Genomic DNA, 25,320 nt, shown 5'->3' with positions numbered 1-25,320 from the left:
GGAGCATTGATGCCATGACGCATGAGAGCAGCTCCGGGCCCGCCCGCCTCGCCGAACTCGGCCCGGACGCCGATGTGACCCTGCTCGCACCGCAGTTGGCGGAGTTCGCGGCGGTCGCCCGGCTGGAGCACGTCACCCAGGCCGCCCAGCTGCTCGGCAGGCCGCAGCCCACCCTGTCGCGCGCCATCGCCCGGCTGGAGGCCGACCTGGGCGTCGGCCTGCTCGCCCGGCAGGGCCGCACCGTCCGGCTCACCCGCTCCGGCCGGATCCTGCTGGACGCCGTCGAGCGGGCCCTCGCCGAGGTCGAGCGCGGTGTCGAGGCGGCCCGGGCGGAGGCCGACCCGGCGGCCGGGCGGGTCGCCTTCGGCTTCCTGCACACCATGGGCACGGACGCCGTCCCCGCCCTGCTGCGAGGCTTCCGGGCCGGGCACCCGCGGGTGCGCTTCCAACTGGTCCAGGACTACGTGGCCGCGATGCTGGAGCGCCTGCGGGCCGGGGAGCTCGACCTGTGCCTGGTCTCCCCGCTCCCGGACGAACCCGGCCTGACCGCCCGGCCGCTGGACGAGCAGCGGCTCTTCCTCACCGTCCCCGCCGACCACCGCCTCGCGGCCCGCCGCCGGATCCGGCTCGCCGAGGTCGCGCGGGAGAGCTGGGTGACGGTCGAGGAGGGGTACGGGCTGCGCCACATCATGGAGGGCTTCTGCGCGGAGGCCGGGTTCACCCCGCGGATCGCCTTCGAGGGCGAGGAGGTCGAGACCCTGCGCGGCCTGGTCGCGGCCGGCCTCGGCGTCGCGCTGCTCCCGCCCGCGCTGGTCCCCCGCCCCGGCGTCGTCGAACTGGAGGTCACCGCCCCCCGTACCCGCCGCGCCATCGGCCTCGCCTGGCACGCGAACCGCCCGCTCACGCCGCCGGCGGCGGCCTTCCGCGACTTCGTGCTCTCGCGCCGGGGGAGCATCCTGGCGCACGACTGAGAGGCTCCTCCGCGGGGGTGGGCGGACGGGTTCCGGTTCGGGCGGGTGGCGTGGCGATAGGCAATCTACGCGCGTAGGGGCTATGCTCCGGCAATGGAGAAGCAGATCAGTGCAATCGCGGGCACCACGGCCCCGCGCGTTCCCACCCCCGAGCAGATCGTCCGGGCGCCGAAGGTGCTGCTGCACGACCACCTGGACGGCGGGCTGCGGCCGGAGACGATCGTCGAACTGGCCGCCGACTGCGGCTACCGGGGGCTGCCGACCACGGACCCGAAGGAGCTCGGGGAGTGGTTCCGGGAGGCGGCCGACTCCGGGTCGCTGGAGCGGTACCTGGAGACCTTCGCGCACACCTGCGCGGTGATGCAGACCCGGGCCGCGCTGGTGCGGGTCGCGGCGGACTGCGCGGAGGACCTGGCCGCCGACGGGGTGGTGTACGCCGAGGTGCGGTACGCGCCGGAGCAGCACCTGGAGGGCGGGCTGAGCCTGGACGAGGTGGTGGAGGCCGTCAACGAGGGCTTCCGGCTGGGCGAGGCCAACGCCCGGGCGCGCGGGCACCGGATCCGGGTCGGCACGCTGCTGACCGCGATGCGGCACGCCGCCCGCTCGCAGGAGATCGCCGAGCTGGCCAACCGGCACCGGGACCGCGGCGTGGTCGGGTTCGACATCGCGGGCGCCGAGGCGGGCCACCCGCCGACCCGGCACCAGGCGGCGTTCGACTACCTCAAGGGCGAGAACAACCACTTCACCATCCACGCGGGCGAGGCGTTCGGCCTGCCGTCGATCTGGGAGGCGCTGCAGTGCTGCGGCGCGGACCGGCTCGGCCACGGGGTGCGGATCGTGGACGACATCACGGTCGGTGCGGACGGCCGGGTCGAGCTGGGCCGGCTGGCCGCGTACGTCCGGGACAAGCGGATCCCGCTGGAGATGTGCCCGACCTCGAACCTGCAGACCGGCGCGGCCTCCTCGTACGCCGAGCACCCGCTCGGGCTGCTGGCCCGGCTGAAGTTCCGGGTCACCGTCAACACCGACAACCGGCTGATGAGCGGCACCTCGATGAGCCGCGAGTTCGCGCACCTGGTGGAGGCGTTCGGGTACACCCTGGCGGACCTGGAGTGGTTCACCGTCAACGCGATGAAGTCGGCGTTCCTGCCGTTCGACGAACGGCTGGCGATGATCAGCGACGTGATCAAGCCCGGGTACGCCGAGCTGAAGGCGGAGTGGCTGTTCGGCCCGCGGGGCTGAGCAGGGAGGGCCTCCCGGACGTCCAGGGAGATGGTCGGACTTATCACTCTCCGGAGTGGTCGGGCTTTGGAGGGCGCGGGGACTTCTCACTACGGTGGGCCGGTCACTGCTGACTCGGTGTGACGGCGACGTCCCCGACTCCGGGCGTCCGCCGGTGCACCGGCCCGACCAGGACTGAGGACGCACACATGAAGCAGGCCACTCTCAAGGCCGCCGGCACCGCCGCGCTCGGCGTCGCCTTCGCCGCCGTCGCCGCGGGCTCCGCCGCCGCCGCGCCGGCCGCCCCCGGCGGCCTCGGACTGCCGACCGGCGCGCTCACCAACCCCGGCGTGACCGGTGCGGCCACCGGCGCGGTGAGCAAGCTCCCCGGCGGCGACCAGCTCGGCACGGTCACCGGCACCCTCAACCCGGCCGCCGGCGCCCGGCCCACGCCCCCGCCGTCGAGCAGGCCCCGCCGGTCGCCGAGCAGACCGGCCCGGGCGGCGCCGACCAGATGCAGGGCGCCCCGGCGCCGTCCGCGCCCGCCGCGGCGGCCAACCGGGTCGGCGGCCTGGACTCCGTCCCCGGCGGCCAGGGCCTGGCCAAGACCCCGGTCGGCGGCGTGGTCGGCACCCTGAGCAGCCTCTCCCCGACCAGCGGCGGCGCCCCGGGTCTGCCCAGCCTGCCGGGCCTGGGCGGCTGACGCACCGGACGCGCACGCACGACAGGGGCCGTTCCCGCTGGGGGAACGGCCCCTGTCGTGCGTGCCGGAGCGCCGGGCTCGACGGCGGGCCCGGGCGGCGGGCCCGGGCGGCGCGGGCCGGGCGGCGCGGGCCGGGTCACGGCTCCTGGGGGAGCAGCAGCCACAGCGCCAGGTAGACCAGGAACTGCGGGCCGGGCAGCAGGCAGGACACCAGGAAGATGATCCGGACCGTCCACGGGTCCAGCCCGAAGCGCTGGGCGATCCCGGCGCAGACGCCGGCGATGACGCGACGGTGGCGGGGGCGGGCGAGGGTGCTCATCTTCTCCTCCGTGGGGGTGGGCCCGGTGCGGTCCGTCCGACCGGGCGATGACTCCATCCTGCCGCCGTGACCTGGCCTTTCACGTCAGCCGCGAAGCCGATCCGGACCCTGGTGCGGTCCCCGGGCGGGAGGACGCCGGACTCGGGGTCGGCTCCGGGGACACCCTGAGTTTGTGCGGCGGGCCATCGAAGGTAATGGGGTAGTAAATAAGTGGGAGGTAAGGCAAGGGCCGTTTCCGGTCGCTGGAAGACTCGCGCATCCGATCGTCATAGGAAACGGGAACAGACTCTGATGCGTGCGAACCGGCTGCTGGCCGTCACCGTGCTCTCCGTCCTCGGTGTCACCGGCCTGACGGCCTGTGGTCCCGACGCGACCAAGAAGGGCGACTCCGCGCCCGCCGCCTCCGGCTCCGCCGGTGCCGCCGCCTCGAAGCCCGCGGCGGGCGGTGGCCTGGAGGGGCTGTCGGTCGAGCAGATCATGACGAAGATGCGGGCCGCCAACGGGAAGCTCAAGAGCGTCAAGGCCGCCTTCCAGGTGCAGGAGGCGGAGGGCGACATCAGCGGTGACGTCGCCGCCGACTCCACCGGCAACTGCGCCGGCACCATCGGCATCAAGGGCAAGGGCAAGGCGGAGATCCTGCGCATCGGCGGGAAGGTGTGGCTCAAGCCGGACGCCGAGTTCATCAAGGTGGTCGTCCCGGGCGCCAACACCTCGGTCGCCAACCTGATCTCCGGCAAGTGGCTGACCTCCACGAAGTCCGCCACCATGGCCGGCCGCTTCGACCAGTTCTGCGACATGCCGCTGGGCCTGATGAAGAAGGCCGGCCTGAACGAGGACGGCACGCCGGACAACAGCGGGACCAAGAACAGCACCAAGAAGGTCGGCGGGGTCGACGCGGTCGTCCTCACCGTGGGGGGCGAGGAGAGCGGCAAGCAGATGGAGGTCGCCATCGCCGACCAGGGCGAGGCCTACCTGCTCTCGGTCGACGGCGGCGAGAGCGGCAGCATGCGGTTCAGCGACTTCGACAAGCCGGTGCCGGCGACCGCCCCGGCGGCCGACCAGGTCGTCGACGTGGACAGTCTGAAGAAGGCCGCGGGCTGATCCGTCCGGTGCTCAGCCCCGCGGCGCGGCCGGGGGGCCGAGCACCTGCAGGGCCGGGCGGGGGAGCGTCCGGTTCCGGTCCTCGGTGCGGCCGGCGGCCGGTGCCGGGGTGCCCTCGGCGGCTTCGGCCACCCCTGCGGTCTCGGCGGTCTCGGCGGCCTCGATCCAGCCGGCGGTGGAGCGGCGGCGGTCCAGGGCGCGCAGCGGGGGCATCAGCAGCAGGTGGGCCAGGGCCGCGCCCGCGATGCCGAGCAGGACGTCGTCCACGTCCAGGACGTGGCCGGGGGCCCAGCCCTCCAGGATCTCCAGGGCGGTGCCGAGCAGTGCGGCCGCGCCGGTGGTGCGCAGGAAGGACAGCAGCCAGGAGCGGCGGGGGGAGCCCACGGCGAGCGGCAGCAGCACCCCGATCGGGGCCAACGGCAGCATGCCGGAGCCGAGTTGGCGGACGGCGGCGGCCGGGCCGAGGGACAGCGCCTGGTGGACCGAGGAGAACGGGCTGAGGTTGGGCGGGCTGGTCCAGGCGACCGGGACGGGCCGCAGGCTCAGCCAGCCGAGCAGCAGCAGGTGCAGGCCGAGCAGCAGCCGGGCCGCCGTCCGCGACCGGTACGGCGCCGCCGCTCCGGCACCGGCCCGCCCGGCCGTCGGTCGGCGGGTCGGGCGGTGGTCGGCGGTCGCGGGGTCGCGGGGTGCGGTGGTGTGCACACTGCGGGGGACGCAGGTTCCGTCCGGCCCGGTTCCCCGCGGCCGTCCGGCGGCCCCGCCGGGTCCTGTGGTCTTCCGCACCCCCGTCGCCCCCGGCTCAGGGGCAGGTGCTGGCGGACGGGGCGACGAACGCACTGCTGGGGGTGGCCGGCGGCGCCGGGGCCGGGGTCCGGCCGGCCGCCGGGGAGGGGCCGGGCGCGGGGACGGCGGACGGGGAGGCGCTCTCCGGCGCCATCGGGACCAGCACCTCGCCCGGGCAGGCGGTGCGGCTGGCCGGGGCGCCGGCGTCCACCGGCACCTCGGTGGGGCGGATGCCGCAGCCGGCCAGCAGCGCGGGGGCGAGCAGGCCGCCGGCCAGCAGGGCCAGCGCGCGGGACCGGTGGGCCCGGCGGGCGGGACGGGGACGGTGACGGGGACGGGGGGTCATCGGCGGTCCTCCGGCCCGGGGGCGGGCGGCTGGGTGAGCGGCAGGGTGAGGGTGAAGACCGCGCCGACGCCGTCCGGGTTGTTGGCGGCGGTGATGTCGCCGCCGTGGATCCGGGCGTTGGCCTCGGCGATGGACAGGCCCAGGCCGCTGCCCTCCGAGCGGGCCCGGCCCTTGTCGGCCTTGTAGAAGCGGTCGAAGACGTGCGGCAGCACGTCCTCCGGGATGCCGGGGCCGCCGTCGGAGACCGAGACGACGACGGTGTGCGCCTCGTCGTCCTGGCGGACCCTCACCTTCACCGGGGAGCCGCCGTGCTTGAGCGCGTTGCCGATCAGGTTGGCGAACACCACGTCCAGGCGGCGCGGGTCGACCACGGCCAGGATGCCGCGCGGGGCGTCCAGTTCGACCGCGTCGTACCAGGCCCGGCCGTCGATGCAGGACATGATCAGGTCGGCCATGTCGACCTCGTCGGCGACCAGCTTGGCGGTGCCCGCGTCGAACCGGGTCACCTCCATCAGGTTCTCCACCAGGCCGGACAGCCGGCGGGTCTCGGAGACCACGATCCGCACGGCCGGCTCGATCATCGGGTCGAGGGCGTCGGCCTCGTCCTCCAGGATGTCGGTGACGGCGGTCATCGCGGTCAGCGGGGTGCGCAGCTCGTGCGACATGTCGGCGACGAACCGGCGGGACTGCGCCTCGCGCGCGCTCAGCTCCGCGACCTGCTCCGAGAGCGACTCCGCGGTGCGGTTGAACGTCCTTGCCAGCTCGGCGAGTTCGTCGTTGCCCTCGACGTCGAGCCGGGTGTCCAGCTCGCCCTCGCCGAGCCGCCGGGCGGCGTCCCCGAGCCGGCGCACCGGCCGCAGCACGGTCGCCGAGGCGGCCTGGGCGAGCAGCGCCGAGCCGACCAGCGCCAGCAGGGTGGCGATCGCCAGCGAGACGCCCAGGGTGTTCAGGTCGGCCCGCTCGTTCTGCAGCGACTTGAACATGTAGGCGGTCGGCCCGCCCGGCACCACCTTCGTCCCGCCGACCACGTACGGCCCGGCCAGGTTCACCCGCTGCCAGTACAGGTGGTACTCGTACGGGTTGCCGGGGCCGGTCTCGCGCGGCTTGTTCACCGCGGTGACCAGCGCGGCCGGCACCTGCCGCAGCGAGAAGCCGATCGGGTCGGAGGACGCCGTGCAGCCCGGCACCGAGTCGTCGACCACCACCACGTCGTACGCCAGCCCGGAACTGGCCACCTGGACGGCCAGCATCCGCAGGTCCTGGCAGGTCGGGTGCAGCGGCAGCAGCGAGACGTTGCGGGTCAGCGAACCCCGGAAGTCGTTCAGCGCGGTGTCCTGGGCACGCTTGAGCACCGCGTCGCGGTTCAGCCAGTAGGCGATGCCGGACGCGGAGACGGCGGTGACCAGCGCGACCGCGGCGAACACCGCTATCAGCCGGACCCGCAGTGAACTGAGCCGCCGCCAGGACGCCGAACGGGCGCGGCGCGGCGCGGTCTGATGGTCGGTCAAAAAAGGCTCACCAGTCGGAGGGGGAGAAGGGTCACGCGGGCGGGTCGAGACGGTAGCCGACCCCGCGGACGGTGCGGATCAGCGTCGGCGCGGACGGCACGTCCTCGACCTTCGCCCGCAGCCGCTGCACGCAGGCGTCCACCAGCCGGGAGTCGCCCAGGTAGTCGTGCTCCCACACCAGCCGCAGCAGCTGCTGGCGGGAGAGCGCCTGCCCGGGGCGGCGGCTCAGCTCCAGCAGCAGCCGCAGCTCGGTCGGGGTCAGCTGGAGGTCCTGGCCGTCCTTGGTGACGGTCATCGCCGAACGGTCGATCACCAGGCCGCCGTACGCCGCCGAGTCCGAGCTCTCCCGCTCGCCGCGGCGCAGCACCGCCCGGATCCGGGCGTCCAGCACGCGCGGCTGGACCGGCTTGACCACGTAGTCGTCGGCGCCGGACTCCAGGCCGACCACCACGTCGATGTCGTCGGAGCGGGCGGTCAGCAGGATGATCGGCAGTTGGTCGGTGCGCCGGATCCGCCGGCAGACCTCGAAGCCGTCGATGCCGGGCAGCATCACGTCCAGCACGATCAGGTCCGGGCGCTGCTCCTTGAACAGGCGCAGACCGTCCTCGCCGGACGCGGCGGCGGCCACCCGGTGACCCTGGCGGGTGAGGGCGAGCTCGAGGCCGGTGCGAATGGCGTCGTCGTCCTCGATCAGAAGCAGGAAAGACACGGGGGTCATTGTGTCCCACCCGGCCACCGGAAGCACCCACCCGGGTGACTCCCGGCGCACCGGGAACCGGACCGCCCCGCTCCGGCGTCCGCATCCGAGGAGCCCGGGACCGTCACGGACCGCCCCTCCTTGTGACAGCCCTGTGACAGTCGACGGACACCGCCATGACGCGCGGACGGCAGGATTTTCCTCGTCGCCGCAGAACGGAGCCGGGCCACCGCCCGGAACCGCAGCGGCGCAGAACCGCTCGTACCGACCATGGGGGTGCCCGATGACCGCAACGCTGACGACCCGAAACGCCGGGCCGCGTTCCGCCGTCCTCGGCACCAACCGGACGCGGCACGAGGAGGAGAACGCCGGCAACGTGCTCGTACGGGGGTGCGCGCACAACGCCGGGACCCGCCGCCCGGTCGTGGGGACCAGGAGCGGGGACACCACCCACGGCCGGTTGGGGAACCTGGCCGCGGGCCGGACGCTGCGGGTCGCACCGCAGACCTTCCGGGGCGAGCAGGCCGAACAGGGAGGCGCGCAGGGGGAGCACCCGGCCGCCGCGACGGACGAGGCGCGCGACATCGCCGAGTTCACCGCGTACGTGCGCGAGCGCCGCGCCTCCCTGTACGCCACCGCCTACCACCTCACCGGCGACCGCTACGAGGCCGAGGACCTGCTGCAGAGCGCCCTCTTCTCCACCTACCGCGCCTGGGGCCGGATCACCGACAAGGCCGCCGTCGGCGGGTACCTCCGCCGCACCATGACCAACCTGCACATCTCCGCCTGGCGCCGCCGCAAGGTCAACGAGTACCCGACCGAGGAACTCCCCGAGCACGCCGGCGACACCGACGCGATGGGCGGCACCGAACTGCGCGCCGTGCTCTGGCAGGCGCTCGCCAAGCTGCCCGAGAACCAGCGCACCATGCTCGTGCTGCGCTACTACGAGGGCCGCACCGACCCGGAGATCGCCGACATCCTCGGCATCAGCGTCGGCACCGTGAAGAGCTCCATCTGGCGCGCGCTGCGCCGGATGCGCGAGGACGAGCAGCTCAACCGCTCCGGCGACACCGTGCACGCCTTCGGCGAGCTGGTCGCCTGACGACACCGGGACTCCCGTCGGGGGACGGGCAGTGGGGGGAAGGGCGCGGGACACGGCGGACGGCTCGGGGGAGACGGCCGCGGGGGGAAGGTCCCGCACCCGAACGGAACGGGCGGGGCCCCGGTGCGGGGGAAACGGCACCGGGGCCCCGCCCGTTCGCCGTGCGCCGGTTCAGTGCGCGCCGGCGGTGTGCAGCACGTCCTGGGCGCGGTTCAGGCCGCGCAGCACGAACGCCTCCACGGCGTCCGCGCAGCGCTCCAGCAGCTCCGGCATCCGCTCCCGCTCCTCGTCCGAGAAGCGCTCCACCACGAAGTCGCTCACCTTCACGCCCTTCGCCGGGCGCCCCACGCCCACCCGCAGCCGGGCGTAGTCCGCGGTGCCCAGCGCCGCGTGCACCGAGCGGGCGCCGTTGTGCCCGCCCGGGCCGCCGCCGCGCTTCAACCGGGCCGCGCCGAACGGGAAGTCCAGGTCGTCCTGCACCACCAGCAGCCGCTCCAGCGGGACGCCGTGCCGGCGCAGCAGAGCGGCCACCGGGCGCCCCGACAGGTTGATCGACCACTGCGGTTCGGCCAGCAGCACGGTGCGGCCGTCCAGCTCGAACGAGGCGGTGCGGGTGGTCAGGCCCCGCCAGCGGGCGCCGTGCCGCTCGGCCAGCCGGTCGGCCACCAGGAAGCCCGCGTTGTGCCGCGTTCCCGCGTACCGGCGGGTCGGATTGCCCAGCCCCGCCACCAACCAGCGTCCGTCCACCGCCCCGCGCCCCCTCAGACCAGTTCGGCGGGCAGCTGCCGGGCCACCGCGGCGATCCGGCGGCCCGCCTCCACGCCGGAGCAGGCGTAGGAGCCCAGTTCGACCTGCCGGGCCACGATGCCGCGTTCGGCCCGCATCAGGCGCAGGCCCCGGCGGACCAGGTAGGGGACCGACTTGCGGCCCTCCCGGACGTCCCGCCGGAAGCGCCGCCAGGCGGTCGTGGAGGGCTTGTTGCGCAGGCACAGGGCGTCGCCGAGCAGGCCCTCGGCGGCGCAGCGGCGGACCAGTTCGGCGGCGAAGATGCCCTCGGCGACGAAGCCGGCCGCGCCGTCCAGCTCCAGCAGGTGGCTGCCGGCCCGGCCGTTGTCCGGGATCGAGTACACCGGGACCTCGGCCCGGCCCTCGAAGGCCAGGGTCCGGATCGCGGCCAGTGCCTGTTCCGCGTGCCAGGAGAGCGGGGAGTCCCAGTCCGTCCCGCCGTCGTCGGGCAGTTGCGGCAGGGACGGGTCGTCGCCGTCCTTGTAGAAGTCGTCCAGCTGCAGCACCGGGAGGCCGCTGCGCTCGGCCAGCGAGGACTTCCCCGACCCCGAGGGGCCCGACAGCAGGATGACGCGGGATATCGGGCGGCGGTTCAGCGGGGTGTCACTCACGGGAAACCAGTCTGAGGCATCACAGGGGCAGCTCGGAACCCGCCGGTCGGCCCCTCCTGCGAACGGGGCGGGTGCGCGGGCATGGGGACGGGCCCGCACCAGGGGGGGAGAAGTGCGGGCCCGTCACGGCCGCCCGGGCCCCGGGGGGGGTAGGGCACTGAGGACGGCCGGTCTGCGGGGTCGGGCGGGTGGGCTAGATGCCCATCGGGTGCCAGACCGTCTTGGTCTCCAGGAAGGAGAGGAGCCGCCCGGTGCCGGGAGCGGCCGTCCAGTCCTCGGCGGACGGGTCGGCGGCCGGCCGGACCACTCGCTTCAATGTATCCGCCGCCGACGCCTCCAGCGCCGCCGCCGCGCCGGGCCCGTCCGGGTCGATCGCCCCGGCCAGGTCGAGCGCGTTGACGTCCTGGTGCGAGGCCAGCGTCGGGGCGAGGTCGGCGGTGCGGCCGGAGAGCAGGTTGACCACGCCGCCCGGCACGTCCGAGGTGGCCAGCACCTCGCCCAGCGACAGCGCGGGCAGCGGGGCCTGCTCGGCCGCCGCGACCACGACGGTGTTGCCGGTGGCGATCGCCGGGGCGATCACCGACACCAGGCCCAGCAGCGAGAAGCCGGTGCCGGCCCGCGGCGCCAGGACGCCGACCACGCCGGTCGGCTCCGGGGTGGACAGGTTGAAGAACGGCCCCGCCACCGGGTTGGCGCCGCCCGCGACCTGCGCGACCTTGTCGGTCCAGCCCGCGTACCAGACCCAGCGGTCGATCGCCGCGTCCACCAGCGCCGCCGCCTTCTTCGCGCCCACGCCCTCGGCCGCGGCCACCTCGGCCGCGAACTGCTCCCGGCGGCCCTGCAGCATCTCGGCGACCCGGTACAGCACCTGGCCGCGGTTGTACGCGGTGGTGCCCGACCAGCCCTTCACCGCGGCGCGGGCCGCCAGCACGGCGTCCCGGGCGTCCTTGCGGGTGCCCAGCGGGGCGTTCGCCAGCCACTGGTCCTTGCTGTCGGTCACCTCGTACACCCGCCCGCTCTCCGAGCGCGGGAACTTCCCGCCGACGTACAGCTTGTAGGTCTTGAAGACGTCCAGTCGGACGGTGGTCTCAGACATCGAGGTACGCCTCCAGGCCGTGGCGACCGCCCTCGCGGCCGTAACCGGACTCCTTGTACCCGCCGAACGGCGAGGTCGGGTCGAACTTGTTGAAGGTGTTCGCCCACACCACGCCCGCCCGGAGCCGGTTCGCCATCCACAGGATGCGCGAGCCCTTCTCCGTCCAGATGCCCGCGGACAGGCCGTACGGGGTGTTGTTGGCCTTCTCCACCGCCTCGGCGGGGGTGCGGAAGGTCAGCACGGACAGCACCGGGCCGAAGATCTCCTCGCGGGCGATCCGGTGCGCCTGCGAGACGCCGGTGAACAGGGTCGGACGGAACCAGTAGCCCGCGCCCGGGAGTTCGCACTCCGGGGCCCAGCGCTCGGCGCCCTCCTGCTCGCCCGCCGCGGCCAGCTCGGTGATCCGGGCCAGCTGCTCGGCCGAGTTGATCGCGCCGATGTCGGTGTTCTTGTCCAGCGGGTCGCCGACCCGCAGGGCGCCCATCCGGCGCTTGAGCGCGTCCAGCAGCTCGTCCTGCACCGACTCCTGCACCAGCAGGCGGCTGCCCGCGCAGCACACGTGGCCCTGGTTGAAGAAGATGCCGTTGACGATGCCCTCGACCGCCTGGTCCAGCGGCGCGTCGTCGAAGACGATGTTGGCGGCCTTGCCGCCGAGCTCCAGGCTCAGCTTCTTGCGGGTGCCCGCCAGCTGCTTGGCGATGGCCCGGCCCACCGGGGTGGAGCCGGTGAAGGCGACCTTGTTCACGTCCGGGTGCGCGGTCAGCGCGGCGCCGGTGCGGCCGTCGCCGGTGACGATGTTCACCACGCCCTTCGGCAGGCCCGCCTGGCGGCAGATCTCGGCGAAGCGCAGAGCCGTCAGCGGCGTCGTCTCGGCGGGCTTCAGGACCACCGTGTTGCCGGTGGCCAGCGCCGGGGCGACCTTCCAGGCCAGCATCAGCAGCGGGAAGTTCCACGGGATGACCTGCGCGGCCACGCCCAGCGGGCGCGGGTTCGGGCCCCAGCCCGCGTAGTCGAGCTTGTCGGCCCAGCCCGCGTAGTAGAAGAAGTGCGCGGCGACCAGCGGCAGGTCGACGTCGCGGGTCTCCCGGATCGGCTTGCCGTTGTCGATCGACTCCAGGACGGCCAGCTCGCGCGAGCGCTCCTGGATGATCCGGGCGATCCGGAACAGGTACTTGGCGCGCTCGCTGCCCGGCAGCGCCGACCAGTCGGCGAACGCCTTGCGGGCGGCCGCGACCGCGCGGTCCACGTCCTCCCCGGTGCCCTGGGCGAACTCGGCGAGCACCTGCTCGGTGGCCGGGTTGACGGTCTTCAGCGCCTCCGAGCCGGAGGAGTCGACGAACTCGCCGCCGATGAAGTGGCCGTAGCTCGTGGCGATCTCGCCCGCGGCGGCGGGGGACTCGGGGGCCGGGGCGTACGCGAACAGGCTCCCCGTGCGGGCGGGCCGCTGCGCGTCCCCGGCCGGGGTCTCGGTCTTCTTGGTCTTCGCCATCGTCCTCAGTCCACCGTCACGTAGTCGGGACCGGAGTACCGGCCGGTGCTCAGCTTCTGGCGCTGCATCAGCAGGTCGTTCAGCAGGCTGGAGGCGCCGAACCGGAACCAGTGCGGGCTCAGCCAGTCGTCGCCCAGGGTCTCGTTCACCATCACCAGGTACTTCATCGCGTCCTTGGTGGTGCGGATGCCGCCGGCCGGCTTCACGCCGATCTGCACGCCGGTCGCCGCGCGGAAGTCGCGCACCGCCTCCAGCATCAGCAGCGTCACCGGCGGGGTCGCGTTCACGGCGACCTTGCCGGTGGAGGTCTTGATGAAGTCCGCGCCGGCGATCATCGCCAGCCAGGACGCCCGGCGGACGTTGTCGTACGTCTGCAGCTCGCCGGTCTCGAAGATCACCTTGAGGTGGGCCGAGGTGCCGTCGGGGCGCTCGCAGGCCGCCTTGACGGCCCGGATCGTCTCGAACACCTCCAGGTAGCGGCCGGAGAGGAACGCGCCCCGGTCGATCACCATGTCGATCTCGTCTGCCCCGGCGGCGACCGCCTCCGCGGTGTCGGCCAGCTTGACCGGCAGGCCGGCCCGGCCGGAGGGGAACGCGGTGGCCACCGAGGCGACCTGGACGGCGCTGCCGCGCAGCGCCTCCTTCGCGGTCGCCACCATGTCCGGGTACACGCAGATCGCCGCGACCCGCGGGGTGGAGCGGTCCGACGGGTCGGGGCTGAGGCCCTTCGCGCACAGCGAGCGGACCTTGCCGACCGTGTCCGCGCCCTCCAGCGTGGTCAGGTCGATCATCGAGATGGCGAGGTCGATGGCGAAGGCCTTGGCGGTGGTCTTGATCGACCGCGTGCCGAGGGTGGCCGCCCGCGACTCCAGACCGACCTGATCGACCCCGGGCAGGCCGTGCAGGAAACGGCGCAAGGTGGCCTCGGACGCCGCGACGTCCGCGAGACCGCCGCCCGCGGCGCCGGGGGCGTTGGCTGCAAGAGTGGACATAGTCACCAGAGCAGCATATCTACGCGCGTAGGAAGCCGGTAGGGCGGGGCGGTTTCGAGTCCTGACCGAAATGTGCCCACCCGCCGGAGCGGAGAGCGCCCGGCCCCGGGACGGGGACAATGGCGGGATGAGCGGCGGTACGAAGGCGCGGGGGCGGCGGCCCGGGGGCGGGGACACCCGGGGGGCGGTGCTGGCGGCGGCCCGGACGGAGTTCGCGGCGCGCGGCTACCAGAAGGCCAGCATGCGGGCGATCGCCCGGGCCGCGGGGGTGGACGCGGCGCTGCTGCACCACTACTTCGGCAGCAAGGACCGGCTGTTCATGGCGGCGCTGGAGTTCCCGCTCGACCCGCGCACGGTGGTGGAGAGCGTGTTCGCGGGCGACCCGGCAACGGTCGGCGAGCGGGTCGCGGGCTTCGTGCTGGGGCTGTGGGAGCAGCCGCCGGTGCGCGAGCGGCTGCTGGCGCTGGTGCGGACGGCCGCCGCCAGCGAGGAGGTCGCGGCGCTGATGCGCGACTTCATGGTGACCGAACTGGTCGCCCGGGTGGCCGGCCTGCTCGACCTGCCGGACCCGGAACTGCGGGTCGAACTGGTGATGTCGCAGGTCGTCGGCCTGGCGGTGGCCCGCTACGTGATCGCCGTCGAGCCGCTCGCCTCGGCACCCCCGGAGGTGCTGGCCCCCCTGCTGGGCCGCACCGTCCAGGGGTACCTGACGGGCTGAGGGGACGTCAGGCGCCGCCGCCGAAGCGCTCGGTCCAGGCGGCCAGGTCCTCGTCGGTGATCTTGGCGAACAGCACCGGCGGGACGGTGAAGCCGGTGCCGGCCGGGACGAGGGACAGCTCCCGGGCCTCGTCGGCCGACACCCAGGTGCGGGTGTCGCCGTCCAGCGCGAAGGACTCCCGGATCGCCTTGGCCGCGGCCGGGATGAACGGCTCGGAGACCACCGAGTAGAGGTGGATCAGGTTGATCGCGGTGCGCAGGGTGCGCGCGGCCGCCTCCGGGTCGGTCTTGATCTGCGTCCACGGCGCGGTGACGTCCAGGTACGCGTTGCCCGCGGACCACAGCGCGCGCAGCGCCTGGGCGGCCTTGCGGAAGTTCAGCGCGTCGAGCTGGGCCTCGTACTCGGCGAGCAGCTCGGCGATCTGGGTGCCGAGGGCGAGCTCCGCCTCGCCGTTCGCCGCGCCGGCCGGGACCTCGTCGCCGAAGCGCTTGCGGCTGAAGGAGAGCACCCGGTTGACGAAGTTGCCCAGGGTGTCGGCGAGGTCCTTGTTGACGGTCGCCGCGAACAGGTCCCAGGTGAAGCTGGAGTCGTCGGACTCCGGGGCGTTCGCCATCAGGTAGTAGCGCCAGTAGTCGGCCGGCAGCAGCTCCAGCGCGACGTCGGTGAAGATGCCGAGCTTCTGGCTGGTGGAGAACTTCCCGCCGTAGTACGTCAGCCAGTTGAACGCCTTGACGTAGTCGACCTTCTTCCACGGCTTGCGCGAGCCGAGGATGGTGGCCGGGAACATCACGGTGTGGAACGGGACGTTGTCCTTGGCCATGAACTCGGTGTACCGGACGGTGTCGTCCGCCTCGTACCACCAGGAGCGCCAGTCGCCGCCGGTGGCGTCCGCCCACTCCTTGGTGGCGCCGATGTACTCGATCGGGGCGTCGAACCAGACGTAGAACACCTTGCCCTCGGCGGCCAGTTCGGGCCAGGTGTCGGCCGGGACGGGGACGCCCCACTCCAGGTCGCGGGTGATCGCGCGGTCCTGCAGGCCCTCGGTGAGCCACTTGCGGGCGATCGAGGAGGCCAGTACGGGCCAGTTGTCGCCGTTGGCGGCGATCCAGGACTCGACCTCGTCGGTCAGCTTCGACTGGAGCAGGAACAGGTGCTTGGTCTCGCGGACCTCCAGCTCCGAGCTGCCGCTGATCGCCGAGCGCGGCTCCAGCAGGTCGGTCGGGTCGAGGACCCGGGTGCAGTTCTCGCACTGGTCGCCGCGGGCCTTGTCGTAGCCGCAGTGCGGGCAGGTGCCGACGATGTAGCGGTCCGGCAGGAAGCGGCCGTCCGCGATCGAGTAGACCTGGCGGATCGCCCGCTCCTCGATGAAGCCGTTGGCCTGCAGCTCGCGGGCGATCTCCTGGGTGATCTCCCGGTTCTGCGGGGAGGAGGAGCGGCCGAAGTAGTCGAAGGACAGCTGGAAGCCGTCGTAGATCGCCTTCTGCTGCTCGTGCGCCCGGGCGCAGAACTCGGCCACCGGCAGCCCGGCCTCCTGGGCGGCCAGCTCGGCGGGGGTGCCGTGCTCGTCGGTGGCGCAGATGTACAGCACCTCGTGGCCGCGCTGGCGCAGGTACCGGGAGTAGACGTCCGCCGGGAGCATCGACCCGACCATGTTGCCCAGGTGCTTGATCCCGTTGATGTAGGGAAGCGCGCTGGTGATCAACTGCCGAGTCATCTCTTGGATGCTCCCTGTTCTCCGGCGGGCGCGCCGACGCGCCCGCGGGTGGGTGTCAGAGGACCGGTGCGGGGCCGTCAGGGCAGCCGCCCGGCCGCCGCCAATCGTACCGAACCGGCCGGTCCCGGCCGGACCGGTTATCCGGGGGCTGTCAAGCGGGGCGGGCGGACCGGGGGAGCGGGCGGCGGGGACGGGCCGGGGCGCGGGCGGAGGAGCCCGCGGGGAGCCGGTGTGCGGGCGCTTGACGCGGCCGGGGCGCGGCGAGAAACTCATCACATGATGAATTCTTCGGCGGGGCCGGCCGACGGCCCCGCGATCCGGATCGCCGGACTGGTCGTCCGCCGGGGCCCGGCCACCGTGCTGCCCGGCCTGGACCTGGAGGTCGGCCGGGGCAGCGTCACCGGCCTGCTGGGCCCCAGCGGTTGCGGCAAGACCACGCTGCTGCGCTGCGTCGTCGGCGTGCAGCGGACCGCCGCCGGGAGCGTCACCGTGCTCGGCCGGCCCGCCGGGGACGCCGCGCTGCGCGACCGGGTCGGGTACGTCACCCAGGCCCCCTCGGTCTACGGGGACCTCACCGTCGGCGAGAACCTCGACTACTTCGCCGCCGTCCTCGGCGCCCCGCCCGGCGCCGCCGCCCGGGCGATCGGCCAGGTCGGGCTGGACGCCCACCGCCGCACCCCCGTCGCCCGGCTCTCCGGCGGCCAGCGGGCCCGGGTCTCGCTCGCCGCCGCCCTGCTCGGACACCCCGAACTGCTGGTCCTGGACGAACCCACCGTCGGCCTCGACCCGGTGCTGCGGAAGGAGCTCTGGGAACTGTTCCGGCAGCTCGCCGCCGACGGCGCCACCCTGCTGGTCTCCAGCCACGTGATGGACGAGGCCACCCGCTGCGACCGGCTGCTGCTGATGCGCGAGGGCCGCCTGCTCGCCCACGACACCCCCGCCGCGCTGCTCGCCGCCACCGGCGCGGCCGACGTCGAGAGCGCCTTCCTCACCCTCGTGCGGACCGGACAGGAGGCCCACCGGTGAACGCCGCGACCCGCCGCACCCTCGCCACCGCCCGCCGGGTGCTGGCCCAACTGCGGCACGACCCGCGCACCGTGGCGATGCTGCTGCTGGTGCCCTGCCTGCTGCTCGTCCTGCTCAAGTACGTGTACGACGGGCAGCCCCGCACCTTCGACCGGCTCGGCCCCGAACTGCTCGGCGTCTTCCCGCTGCTGGTGATGTTCCTGGTCACCTCGGTCGCCATGCTCCGCGAACGCACCGGCGGCACCCTGGAACGCCTGCTCACCATGCCGCTCGGCAAGCCCGACCTGCTGCTCGGCTACGCGCTCGCCTTCGGCGCCGTCGCCCTGGTCCAGGCCGCCCTCGCCTCCGCCCTGACCATCGGCGTGCTCGGCCTCGACGTGGCCGGGCCGACCTGGATGCTGTTCGCCGTCGCGGTCGCCGACGGGCTGCTCGGGATGGCGCTGGGCCTGCTGGTCTCGGCGTTCGCCGCCACCGAGTTCCAGGCCGTCCAGTTCCTGCCCGCCGTCCTGCTGCCCCAACTGCTGCTCTGCGGGCTGTTCGTGCCCCGCGCCGAGATGGCCCCCGTGCTGCGCTGGGTCTCCGACGTCCTGCCGCTCTCGTACGCCGTCGACGCGATGGGCCGGACCACCGCGCAGGGCGGGGTGGGCGGCCGGGTCCTGGCCGACCTCGCCGTGGTGGCCGGGAGCGCCCTGCTCGCGCTCGCCCTCGGCGCCGCCACGCTGCGCCGCCGCACCGCCTGACCGGGCGGCCCGCGGGACGGTCATTCGTGACCGTCCCGTGCCCGGGTCGCCATTGGGGACGGCCGCGGGCCTGGGGCAGAATCGACGGCATGACCGAATCCGACCGGACACCCCACCAGGGTTCCGCCGCCGAGGAGCCCGTGTACGCCGACCGCGTCTACCGCTCCGTCCCCAGCGTCATCGCGGGCGCCATGATGCTCGCCGTCGCCGCCTGGCTGATCATCGACGCCGTCGTGTCCGGCACCGGAGCCACCCCGTGGGTCGCCCTCGCCGCCGCACCCGTCTTCGCCTTCCCGGTGATCGCCTACACCCTGCGGCCCGTGGTGCGCGCCAACGACCGGCGGCTGGTCGTCCGCAACCCGCTGCGCACGATCGTCGCGCCCTGGGGGAAGGTCGAGCAGCTCAAGGCGGGGTACTCGGTCGAGCTCTTCGCGGACGGCCGCAAGTTCCAGGTCTGGGCGATCCCGGTCTCGATCCGCCAGCGCAAGAAGGCCACCCGCCGGGCCACCCGGGCCGCGGCCGAGGGCGACCCGAACCTCCCGGCCCGGCCTGCCCGCAAGACCCCCCGCCCGGACCAGCTCGACCCGACCCGGGCCTGGTCCGACGCCGTGGTCACCGCCCTCCAGGAGCAGGCCGAGCGCAACGCCCACAAGCCCGCCGCGGCCGGTGAGCTGCAGGCCACCTGGTGCTGGTGGATCATCGCCCCGACCCTGGCGGGCCTGGTCGCGCTGGTCTCGGTGATCGCGGCGACCTGACCGGCCGGGTCGACCGGGCCGGACCGCTCAGCGGTCCAGCGCGACGACGTACTTGCCCTCGGCCCGCCCGGCGGCCAGCAGGTCGTGCGCGGCGGGGACGGCGGCCAGGCCGGGCAGCACCGTCAGCGGGGTGTCCAGCGAGCCGGTCGCCAGCAGGTCGAGGGTGCGGCGGACGGCGCCGGCCACCTTCGCGGGGGCGTGGGTGAGCAGCCCGTTGTGGCTGAAGCCGGTGAGGGTGGCGTTGGCCCCCAGCAGGCGGGGGAGCGGCGGCAGCGGCGCGGGTTCGGCCCCGCTCGCGTTGCCGAACAGGACGATCCGGCCGCCCGGGGCGAGCAGGTCGAGGTCGAGGTCGAGCGCGGTGGTGCCCAGCGGGTCGAGGACCAGGTCGACGCCGCGGCCGCCGTTGGCCGCGCGCAGCTCGGCGGCCAGGTCGTCGCCGCCCCGGGCGTGCACGGCGTGGTAGCCGTGGCGGCGGGCGGCCCCGGCCTTCTCCGGACGGCCGACGGTGCCGAGCAGGCGGCCGCCGCCGAGGTGGGGCAGCAGGCGGGCGACGGCGGTGCCGATCCCGCCGCTCGCCGAGTGGACCAGCACGCTCTCGCCGGGGGCGAACCGCCCGGCGTCGGTGAGCAGCAGCAGCGCGGTGGCCAGGCCGAGCGGCGTGGTGGCGGCGACCTCCAGCGGGACGCCGTCCGGGACCGGGACGGTCAGCTCCGCGTCGGCGACCGCGACCTCGGCGAGACCGCCGCCGCGGGTGGCGGCGACCACCCGGGTGCCGACGGCGAGGTGGGTGACGCCCTCGCCGAGGGCCAGGACGGTGCCGGCGACCTCCTTGCCGGGGTGGTGCGGCCAGTCGGCGGTGTAGCCGCCGTCGCCGCGGCGGGCCATCACGTCGACGAAGTTGAGCCCGGCGTAGGCGACCTCGACGGCGACCTGGCCGGGGCCGGGCCGCGGCGGTTCGAGGTCGAGGACGTGGCTGTGCTCGGCGCCGCCGGCTTCGGTCATGACGAGTGCGCGCATGGTGGTCCCCCTGGATCGGTCCGGATCGGTCGCAGTTACGATGTTCTACGAACGTCGAAATTAGTACCACGCCATTTCGAGATCTGTCGAACATCGCAGGGAGAGGTGCCCCCGTGCCCCGAGCCAGCCGCCGCCGCGAGGCGCCCCACTACCCCGACACCGCCGACATCGACCTGCTGGACGTGCTGCACGCGCTCTCCGACCCGACCCGGATGACCATCGTGCTGACCCTCGGCCGGGAGCCCGAACGCGCCTGCGGCACCTTCCCGGTGGGCGTCGCGCCCTCCACCCTCAGCCACCACTTCAAGGTCCTGCGCGAGGCCGGCCTGATCCGCCACCGCGAGGAGGCCAACCGCCGCCTGACCACCCTGCGCGCCGCCGACCTGGAGCAGCGCTTCCCGGGCCTGCTGGCCGTCGTGACCGCCGCGTACGCGAACGGGTAGTGAGTGGGGCGAAGTGTGACATGTCCGGTGGTCGACGCATCGGTGTCGACCGCCTTCTGATGCTCACTCAGGAATGTTAAAACCGTTGCAATGGGCCGTGCTTGATGCTGCGTCAGGACCTGACGGCATGTCTCATTCTCTCCGGGCAGGTCGATTTCCCGAACACCCTTTGTCTGCCAACGAATTCATCATCACTGCAGGTAGGAGCGGTACTTTGCTCGGTGGAAGTCGATTGACCGGGCGGCTCTTGGTGATTCATTGATGAATATTCAGGGCAATATTGGGCATCTTGCTGCCCGGGCTTGACCCGTTCTTCACGGAGGCTGCATTGTTCCCGTTCGAATGCCTGCTCATCGGGGGCAGGCAGTTCGGAGGGAGACCGCGCGCGCCATGTCCGATACGACCTCACCGAGACACCGTCGATGGTGCGCCCGGCCCGACCGGAGGGGCGTGCTCGGCCGCGCGACGGTGGCCGCGGCCACGGCGCTCGTGCTCACCGCGATCTCCTCCCCGGCCGCCTGGGCCGTCGACCCGACGCCCGGGCCGGTGTCCACCGCGGGCGCGGACGGCGCGCAGCCGCAGGCCGAGAGCGAGCAGGCCGGGGCGATCCGCTCGGCCCTCCAGCGGGCCGAGGAGACCGGCAAGCCGGTTCGGATCGACGCGATGACGAACGAGACCACCGAGGTCTTCGCCGACACCGACGGGCGGACGCTGTACTCGGAGGCCAACGCCCAGGACGTCCGCACCAAGCGCAACGGCACCTGGCAGGACCTCGACGCGACCCTGCACGGCAACCCGGACGGCACCGTCACCCCGGCACTGACCGGCACGGACCTGGTGCTCTCCGGCGGCGGCAGCGGCCCGCTGGCGAAGATCACCGCCGCCGACGGCACCTCGATGTCGATCACCGCGCCGTTCCCGCTGCCGAAGCCCACCTTGGACGGGGCGACCGCCACCTACGCCTCCGTGCTGCCCGACGTGGACCTCCAGGTGACGGCCCGTCCGGACGGCGGCTGGCGGGACGTGATCGTGGTCCGGACCACGCAGGCCGCCGCCGACCCGCGGCTGAAGAGCCTGCGCTTCCCGCTGAGCACCAGCGGCCTGAAGGTCGGTGCGGACGCCGCGGGCAACGTCTCGTTCAAGGACGCCGCGGGCAAGGTGCGCTTCCACGCGCCGACCCCGTTCCAGTGGGACTCCACCGCCGCTCCCGCCCCGGCTCCGCTGCTGAAGTCGGCCGGTGTCCAGGCCAAGTCGCTGTTCGCCGCGCCCGCCTCCACCGAGGTGGAGGCCGCGGCCGGGACCTCGACCGCCGAGCGGCCCGGCTCCGGCGCCGCGGTCTCCGCCATCGGGATCGCCGCCCGCGACACCGAGTTGGTGCTCACTCCGGACCCGGCCACCTTCGGCCGGGGGACCGGCCCCTGGTACCTCGACCCCGAGACCAGCGTCGACAAGGGCGCCACGGTCAACGCGCAGGTCCAGGAGAACCACCCCGACACCGCCAACGTCAACACGCTCAGCGCGCTGGGCGTCGGCTACTGCGGCTACTCGGACTGCAGCGGCTACGGCCGCTACCGCGCGTACTACCAGATCCCCAGCCCCGACGGCCTGTTCGAGGGCGGCGGCCACGGCGCCGCGACCGTCACCCGGGCCACCCTGTCCACCAACGTGGTCGACGCCTCGTCCCCGGGCACCAAGTCGACGCTGAACGTCTACAGCGCTCCGGCCTTCCAGGGCACCACCACCTGGAACAACCAGCCCTGCGGCACCAACGGCAAGATGACCGGCTGCACCTGGGCCGCCAACGCCGACGTCACCGGCACCGGCACCGGCACCATCAGCTGGGACGTCACCTGGTGGATGCAGAAGATCGTCAACGACAAGACCCCGAACTGGACGATCGGCATCTCGGCCGAGAACGAGACCGACAAGCTGCTGCGCCACCACCTGGGCTCCAACGCGCACATCACCACGTACTACGACATCACGCCCACCATCTGGTGGCCCCGCACCACCCCGACGCCCGGCTACACCAACGACCCCACCATGGGGACGCAGGTCAACGACTGCCAGACCCCCGGCGGCGACGCCTGGTACAAGCCCGGCTGGGTCGGCGCCAACCAGTACATCTACCTGAACGCCAGCGCCTGGTCGCCGATCGGCGCCGGCACCACGGTCAACTTCAACATCTGGGACGACAACAACAGCGGGTGGCGCGCCACGCCCAGCAGCAGCGGAGCCGGTAGCTACGGCGACGCCACAGTCCCGGTCGACCGCCTGACGGACGGTCACCAGTACGGCTGGACGGCGAACGTCACCGACACCCAGCTGACCTCGGGCAACACTCCCTGGTGCTACTTCCGCGTGGACAAGACCCCGCCGCAGGTGAGCATCAGCTCCGACGACTTCCCGGCCAGCGGCACCATCGGTGCCGCCCCGAAGAAGAAGGCCGGCGAGAGCGGCACCTTCGTCCTCAGCGCCCAGGACCCGGCCCCCGGGGCCGGCCTGAACGCCTCGGGCCCGGCCTGTATCCGCTGGAGCACCGACCCGACCGCGGTCACCGGCTGGTCCTGCAACGCCACGGGCACGCCCAACAAGGACGGCGTGGTGAAGAGCGTCGACCCCAACGACCCCACCCGGATCACCGGCACCATCGCCTTCAAGCCGCCCCGTTGGGGCACCAACACCCTGTACGTGCAGGCCATGGACGTGGCGGGCAACTACAGCCAGCCGATGCCGTACACCTTCTACGCCCCCTGGGACGCCAGCACCGCCGCCGGCGCTCCCGGTGACCTCGACGGCGACGGCCGCGGCGACGTCCTGCTCCCGGACGACCTCGGCAACCTGCGGGTGGTCGGCCTGGACAGCGACATGACCGCCATCCAGGGCGCCCCGGTCGGCCTCGCCCCCGGCGGCACCTCCTGGAAGAGCAACCCGGCCGCCAACCTGACCGTCCGCACCACCCACCTCGGCGCCCTGCGCCAGTCGCCCACCCCGGTGGACGACACCATCGCGTGGACCAACGCGGTCTCCGGCGGCACCTCGCTCGCGAGCAACCTGTACCTGTACCAGAACAACGGGGACGGCACCTTCAAGGCGCCGGTGCTCCTCGCCAAGCCGGACTACCCCAAGTTCGTCGGCGCGAACGGCACCGTCTCCGAGACGGAACCCACCGGCTGGACCTACGACTGGAGCAAGCTGACCCAGGTGGTCGCGCTCGGCCGCACCAGCGCCCCCGCCAGTGCCAACGAAACGAAGATCCCCCAGGACCAGACCGCCCTGCTCACCGTGGAGAACGGCAACCTCTGGCTCTACCGCACCCTCTCCACCAACGACGTGGCGGCACCGGTGGTCAAGGTCTCGGACGCCAAATGGGACAACTACGAGCTGATCGACCCCGGCAACGCCTCCGGCACCGCCCAGCCCACCCTGTGGACCCGGGACAGGACCGACGGCACCGTCCGGGCCTACGACATCAAGCTCGACGCCAACGGCCGCCTGGACTTCGGCAACCTGGTCGACCCGACCAGCAAGGCCCGGACGCTCGGCACCCAGAAGTTCACCGTCGCCGCCTACCCGCAGCTCGGCTCCAGCGGCGACGCCACCAAGGACGGCCTGCCCGACCTCTGGGCGCTCGACACCGCCAACCGCCTCAAGGTGTGGCCCGGCACCGCCACCGCCGGCTCCACCGCGGTGACCGGCTTCGCCGGCACCCCGTACGACCAGGGCGACAGCCGTCGCACGGTCGACCGGATCAAGCTCTCCAACCCCGGCGGCTCCGTCGTCACCGACGTCTACGGCAGGAAGCCGATGACGGTCGGCAGCGCGGTCACCTTCCCGACCGACACGGTGAACGGCAGGAGCACCACCGTCGCGCGCTTCGACGGAACCACCGGCGCCAACTCGAAGATCGCCTACGGGACGGGCCAGACCGACCGGATCAAGATCGACACCACGAAGTCCTTCACCGTCAGCGTCTGGGCCAAGCCCGCCGCCGTGGGCGGTCCGGTCCTGTCCACCACGGGCTCCGTCTCCAGCGGGTTCATCCTCTGGCCCGACAAGGACGGCACCTGGCACTTCGGCATGGCGACCAGTGACAACTCCGGCTGGAACTACCACCAGACCTCGGAGGCCAGCACCAGTGCCGCCGCCTACAAGGCGGACCGCTGGGACCGCCTGACCGCCAGCTACAACGCCACCACCGGTGGCATGTCGCTGTACGTCAACGGCGTGCTCGCCGGCAGCGCTTACCACGCCGGCAAGTTCGGCTACAGCGCGCCACTGGTGATCGGCAGCTACCAGGACGCGGGCGCGTTCGCCTCCGCGTTCAACGGCAGCGTCAGCGACGTCGAGGTGTACGACGTCCCGACCGACCCGAGCAGCACCACCAGCCGGATCATGGCCAACCTGCCGACCGGGGTCGGCGCCAACAAGTGCCTGAACGCCAACGGCAGTGTGGACGCCAACGGCACCGCGATCCAGATCTGGGACTGCAACCCCAGCGCCGCCCAGCAGGCCACCGTGCAGCCGAACGGCACCATCAAGGTGCTCAGCCGCTGCGTCGACGTGACCGGTGCCGCCACCGGCAACGGCACCAAGATCCAGCTGTGGACCTGCGACGGCAACCCCGCCCAGCAGTGGCTCTACCGAGCAGACGGTTCGCTCTACAACCCGATGTCCGGCCGCTGCCTGGACATCCCGAACGGCAACCTCGCCAACGGGACGCAGCTGCAGATCTGGGACTGCAACCAGACCTACCCGCAGCGCTGGGGCACGGGGGCGGCCGCCTGACCGACCCGCCGGACCAGGCCGGCCGGGGGCGCCACCAGCGCCCCCGGCCGGGCCCACCGCCCCGGAAATCCGCACGGAATTCTCCGACGGAATTCCGCCGAGGCGGTTTCAGGCGCACCTTTCGAAAGGCTTTCCGGGGTGCTCCGGAAAAGTTCCCGTCCGATTGGTCATTTCTATAACGGAATGGTCAAGTTGCCTGTTGAGGGCTGGTGTTGACGGTCCGTGAATCTCTAGTTTCAGAGTCGACCATCGCGCATGTTCCTGTGGCGTCCTGTTTCCTGACGGGGCGTCTTTTGTGCGTGGTCCCACATCATCTGGGGAGATTCATATGGGGGCACAGCGTGAACGCACCCCGCGCCACCGGCTGAGAGGCCGGTCCAGGGCGCTGGGGTTG

Annotated in this window: 23 protein-coding genes; 11 read left to right on the top strand and 12 right to left on the bottom strand. The window is 73.2% G+C overall.

The features are described 5' to 3' along the window. Nucleotides 1–14: 14 nt before the first annotated feature. The 3 genes from OU787_RS11815 (at nucleotide 15) to OU787_RS11805 (ending at nucleotide 2,895) form a co-directional block, all read left to right on the top strand. Complete coding sequence (locus OU787_RS11815) at nucleotides 15–971, top strand: LysR family transcriptional regulator (RefSeq protein ID WP_268659304.1); 957 nt, start codon at nucleotides 15–17, stop codon at nucleotides 969–971. Nucleotides 972–1,064: 93 nt separating this feature from the next. Further along, nucleotides 1,065–2,213 (top strand): adenosine deaminase, encoded by a 1,149-nt coding sequence (locus OU787_RS11810; RefSeq protein WP_268659303.1) that lies wholly within the window; start codon nucleotides 1,065–1,067, stop codon nucleotides 2,211–2,213. Between the two features lie 493 nt (nucleotides 2,214–2,706). Continuing rightward, nucleotides 2,707–2,895 (top strand): hypothetical protein, encoded by a 189-nt coding sequence (locus OU787_RS11805; RefSeq protein WP_268659302.1) that lies wholly within the window; start codon nucleotides 2,707–2,709, stop codon nucleotides 2,893–2,895. Nucleotides 2,896–3,031: 136 nt separating this feature from the next. Here OU787_RS11805 and OU787_RS11800 read toward each other — a convergent pair whose 3' ends face one another. Next, nucleotides 3,032–3,214, bottom strand: a complete 183-nt coding sequence (locus OU787_RS11800) for a PspC domain-containing protein (RefSeq protein WP_030905187.1) — start codon at nucleotides 3,212–3,214, stop codon at nucleotides 3,032–3,034. A gap of 291 nt (nucleotides 3,215–3,505) precedes the next feature. Between OU787_RS11800 and OU787_RS11795 the strand changes: the two genes are divergently transcribed. Next, on the top strand, nucleotides 3,506–4,315 hold the full coding sequence (locus OU787_RS11795; RefSeq protein ID WP_268659301.1) for a hypothetical protein: 810 nt from the start codon (nucleotides 3,506–3,508) through the stop codon (nucleotides 4,313–4,315). A gap of 12 nt (nucleotides 4,316–4,327) precedes the next feature. On the opposite strand, the gene OU787_RS11790 is transcribed toward OU787_RS11795, so the two are convergent. From OU787_RS11790 to OU787_RS11775, 4 genes are all read right to left on the bottom strand, one after another. Next, complete coding sequence (locus tag OU787_RS11790; RefSeq protein WP_051816387.1) at nucleotides 4,328–5,017, bottom strand: VanZ family protein; 690 nt, start codon at nucleotides 5,015–5,017, stop codon at nucleotides 4,328–4,330. A gap of 97 nt (nucleotides 5,018–5,114) precedes the next feature. Next, nucleotides 5,115–5,444, bottom strand: a complete 330-nt coding sequence (locus tag OU787_RS11785) for a hypothetical protein (RefSeq protein ID WP_268659300.1) — start codon at nucleotides 5,442–5,444, stop codon at nucleotides 5,115–5,117. Then, on the bottom strand, nucleotides 5,441–6,952 hold the full coding sequence (locus OU787_RS11780) for a sensor histidine kinase (RefSeq protein ID WP_030457291.1): 1,512 nt from the start codon (nucleotides 6,950–6,952) through the stop codon (nucleotides 5,441–5,443). The genes OU787_RS11785 and OU787_RS11780 overlap by 4 nt, the downstream gene beginning before the upstream one ends. 31 nt (nucleotides 6,953–6,983) lie before the next feature. After that, a complete protein-coding gene (locus OU787_RS11775; protein WP_198544925.1) occupies nucleotides 6,984–7,661 on the bottom strand; it encodes a response regulator transcription factor in 678 nt (225 codons plus the stop codon). Nucleotides 7,662–7,944: 283 nt separating this feature from the next. On the opposite strand from OU787_RS11775, the gene OU787_RS11770 reads away from it, so the two are divergent. After that, nucleotides 7,945–8,751 carry a SigE family RNA polymerase sigma factor gene (locus tag OU787_RS11770; RefSeq protein WP_369794873.1) on the top strand — a complete coding sequence of 269 codons (807 nt, stop codon included), beginning with the start codon at nucleotides 7,945–7,947 and terminating at the stop codon, nucleotides 8,749–8,751. Between the two features lie 171 nt (nucleotides 8,752–8,922). Here the strand turns inward: OU787_RS11770 and pth are convergent, their stop codons facing one another. From pth to deoC, 5 genes are all read right to left on the bottom strand, one after another. Further along, on the bottom strand, nucleotides 8,923–9,498 hold the full coding sequence (gene pth, locus OU787_RS11765; protein ID WP_030457288.1) for an aminoacyl-tRNA hydrolase: 576 nt from the start codon (nucleotides 9,496–9,498) through the stop codon (nucleotides 8,923–8,925). 14 nt (nucleotides 9,499–9,512) lie between these two features. Next, nucleotides 9,513–10,148: an ATP-binding protein gene (locus OU787_RS11760; RefSeq protein ID WP_030457287.1), complete on the bottom strand. Its 636-nt coding sequence runs from the start codon at nucleotides 10,146–10,148 to the stop codon at nucleotides 9,513–9,515. Nucleotides 10,149–10,341: 193 nt separating this feature from the next. After that, nucleotides 10,342–11,244, bottom strand: a complete 903-nt coding sequence (locus tag OU787_RS11755; protein ID WP_268659299.1) for an aldehyde dehydrogenase family protein — start codon at nucleotides 11,242–11,244, stop codon at nucleotides 10,342–10,344. After that, on the bottom strand, nucleotides 11,237–12,733 hold the full coding sequence (locus OU787_RS11750) for an aldehyde dehydrogenase family protein (RefSeq protein ID WP_268659298.1): 1,497 nt from the start codon (nucleotides 12,731–12,733) through the stop codon (nucleotides 11,237–11,239). Before OU787_RS11750 ends, OU787_RS11755 begins: the two co-directional genes overlap by 8 nt. A gap of 5 nt (nucleotides 12,734–12,738) precedes the next feature. Beyond that, nucleotides 12,739–13,725 (bottom strand): deoxyribose-phosphate aldolase, encoded by a 987-nt coding sequence (gene deoC, locus OU787_RS11745; protein WP_030457284.1) that lies wholly within the window; start codon nucleotides 13,723–13,725, stop codon nucleotides 12,739–12,741. 127 nt (nucleotides 13,726–13,852) lie between these two features. Between deoC and OU787_RS11740 the strand changes: the two genes are divergently transcribed. Further along, the gene (locus OU787_RS11740; RefSeq protein WP_030457283.1) at nucleotides 13,853–14,443 is read left to right on the top strand and encodes a TetR/AcrR family transcriptional regulator; all 591 of its coding nucleotides are present in this window, start codon (nucleotides 13,853–13,855) and stop codon (nucleotides 14,441–14,443) included. Nucleotides 14,444–14,450: 7 nt separating this feature from the next. Here OU787_RS11740 and metG read toward each other — a convergent pair whose 3' ends face one another. Beyond that, on the bottom strand, nucleotides 14,451–16,157 hold the full coding sequence (metG, locus tag OU787_RS11735; RefSeq protein ID WP_268659297.1) for a methionine--tRNA ligase: 1,707 nt from the start codon (nucleotides 16,155–16,157) through the stop codon (nucleotides 14,451–14,453). Between the two features lie 276 nt (nucleotides 16,158–16,433). Between metG and OU787_RS11730 the strand changes: the two genes are divergently transcribed. The 3 genes from OU787_RS11730 (at nucleotide 16,434) to OU787_RS11720 (ending at nucleotide 18,678) form a co-directional block, all read left to right on the top strand. After that, complete coding sequence (locus tag OU787_RS11730; protein ID WP_268659296.1) at nucleotides 16,434–17,183, top strand: ABC transporter ATP-binding protein; 750 nt, start codon at nucleotides 16,434–16,436, stop codon at nucleotides 17,181–17,183. Continuing rightward, nucleotides 17,180–17,923 (top strand): ABC transporter permease, encoded by a 744-nt coding sequence (locus OU787_RS11725; protein WP_268659295.1) that lies wholly within the window; start codon nucleotides 17,180–17,182, stop codon nucleotides 17,921–17,923. Before OU787_RS11730 ends, OU787_RS11725 begins: the two co-directional genes overlap by 4 nt. An 89-nt stretch (nucleotides 17,924–18,012) precedes the next feature. Then, nucleotides 18,013–18,678, top strand: coding sequence for a PH domain-containing protein (locus OU787_RS11720; protein WP_030457279.1), 666 nt, complete (start codon nucleotides 18,013–18,015; stop codon nucleotides 18,676–18,678). Nucleotides 18,679–18,705: 27 nt separating this feature from the next. Here the strand turns inward: OU787_RS11720 and OU787_RS11715 are convergent, their stop codons facing one another. Further along, nucleotides 18,706–19,695 (bottom strand): quinone oxidoreductase family protein, encoded by a 990-nt coding sequence (locus OU787_RS11715; RefSeq protein WP_268659294.1) that lies wholly within the window; start codon nucleotides 19,693–19,695, stop codon nucleotides 18,706–18,708. A 113-nt stretch (nucleotides 19,696–19,808) separates the two neighbouring features. Here OU787_RS11715 and OU787_RS11710 point away from each other — a divergent pair, with 113 nt between their 5' ends. Together OU787_RS11710 and OU787_RS11705 are read left to right on the top strand one after the other, a co-directional pair. Then, a complete protein-coding gene (locus OU787_RS11710; RefSeq protein ID WP_268659293.1) occupies nucleotides 19,809–20,138 on the top strand; it encodes an ArsR/SmtB family transcription factor in 330 nt (109 codons plus the stop codon). A gap of 450 nt (nucleotides 20,139–20,588) precedes the next feature. Next, nucleotides 20,589–24,926 (top strand): ricin-type beta-trefoil lectin domain protein, encoded by a 4,338-nt coding sequence (locus OU787_RS11705; RefSeq protein ID WP_268659292.1) that lies wholly within the window; start codon nucleotides 20,589–20,591, stop codon nucleotides 24,924–24,926. Nucleotides 24,927–25,320: the final 394 nt, after the last annotated feature.

Origin of the sequence: Kitasatospora sp. YST-16 (assembly GCF_026802215.1) — a bacterium.
GTDB lineage: Bacteria > Actinomycetota > Actinomycetes > Streptomycetales > Streptomycetaceae > Kitasatospora > Kitasatospora cineracea.
Note: the sequence above shows the minus strand (reverse complement) of the source record. Positions and strands in the feature narration are given on the sequence as shown.

Coding starts and splice junctions, on each gene's coding strand:
- OU787_RS11815 (WP_268659304.1), top strand. CDS start 15: ATGACGCATGAGAGCAGCTCCGGGCCCGCCCGCCTCGCCGAACTCGGC.
- OU787_RS11810 (WP_268659303.1), top strand. CDS start 1,065: ATGGAGAAGCAGATCAGTGCAATCGCGGGCACCACGGCCCCGCGCGTT.
- OU787_RS11805 (WP_268659302.1), top strand. CDS start 2,707: ATGCAGGGCGCCCCGGCGCCGTCCGCGCCCGCCGCGGCGGCCAACCGG.
- OU787_RS11800 (WP_030905187.1), bottom strand. CDS start 3,214: ATGAGCACCCTCGCCCGCCCCCGCCACCGTCGCGTCATCGCCGGCGTC.
- OU787_RS11795 (WP_268659301.1), top strand. CDS start 3,506: ATGCGTGCGAACCGGCTGCTGGCCGTCACCGTGCTCTCCGTCCTCGGT.
- OU787_RS11785 (WP_268659300.1), bottom strand. CDS start 5,444: ATGACCCCCCGTCCCCGTCACCGTCCCCGTCCCGCCCGCCGGGCCCAC.
- OU787_RS11755 (WP_268659299.1), bottom strand. CDS start 11,244: ATGTCTGAGACCACCGTCCGACTGGACGTCTTCAAGACCTACAAGCTG.
- OU787_RS11750 (WP_268659298.1), bottom strand. CDS start 12,733: ATGGCGAAGACCAAGAAGACCGAGACCCCGGCCGGGGACGCGCAGCGG.
- deoC (WP_030457284.1), bottom strand. CDS start 13,725: ATGTCCACTCTTGCAGCCAACGCCCCCGGCGCCGCGGGCGGCGGTCTC.
- OU787_RS11740 (WP_030457283.1), top strand. CDS start 13,853: ATGAGCGGCGGTACGAAGGCGCGGGGGCGGCGGCCCGGGGGCGGGGAC.
- metG (WP_268659297.1), bottom strand. CDS start 16,157: ATGACTCGGCAGTTGATCACCAGCGCGCTTCCCTACATCAACGGGATC.
- OU787_RS11730 (WP_268659296.1), top strand. CDS start 16,434: ATGATGAATTCTTCGGCGGGGCCGGCCGACGGCCCCGCGATCCGGATC.
- OU787_RS11720 (WP_030457279.1), top strand. CDS start 18,013: ATGACCGAATCCGACCGGACACCCCACCAGGGTTCCGCCGCCGAGGAG.
- OU787_RS11715 (WP_268659294.1), bottom strand. CDS start 19,695: ATGCGCGCACTCGTCATGACCGAAGCCGGCGGCGCCGAGCACAGCCAC.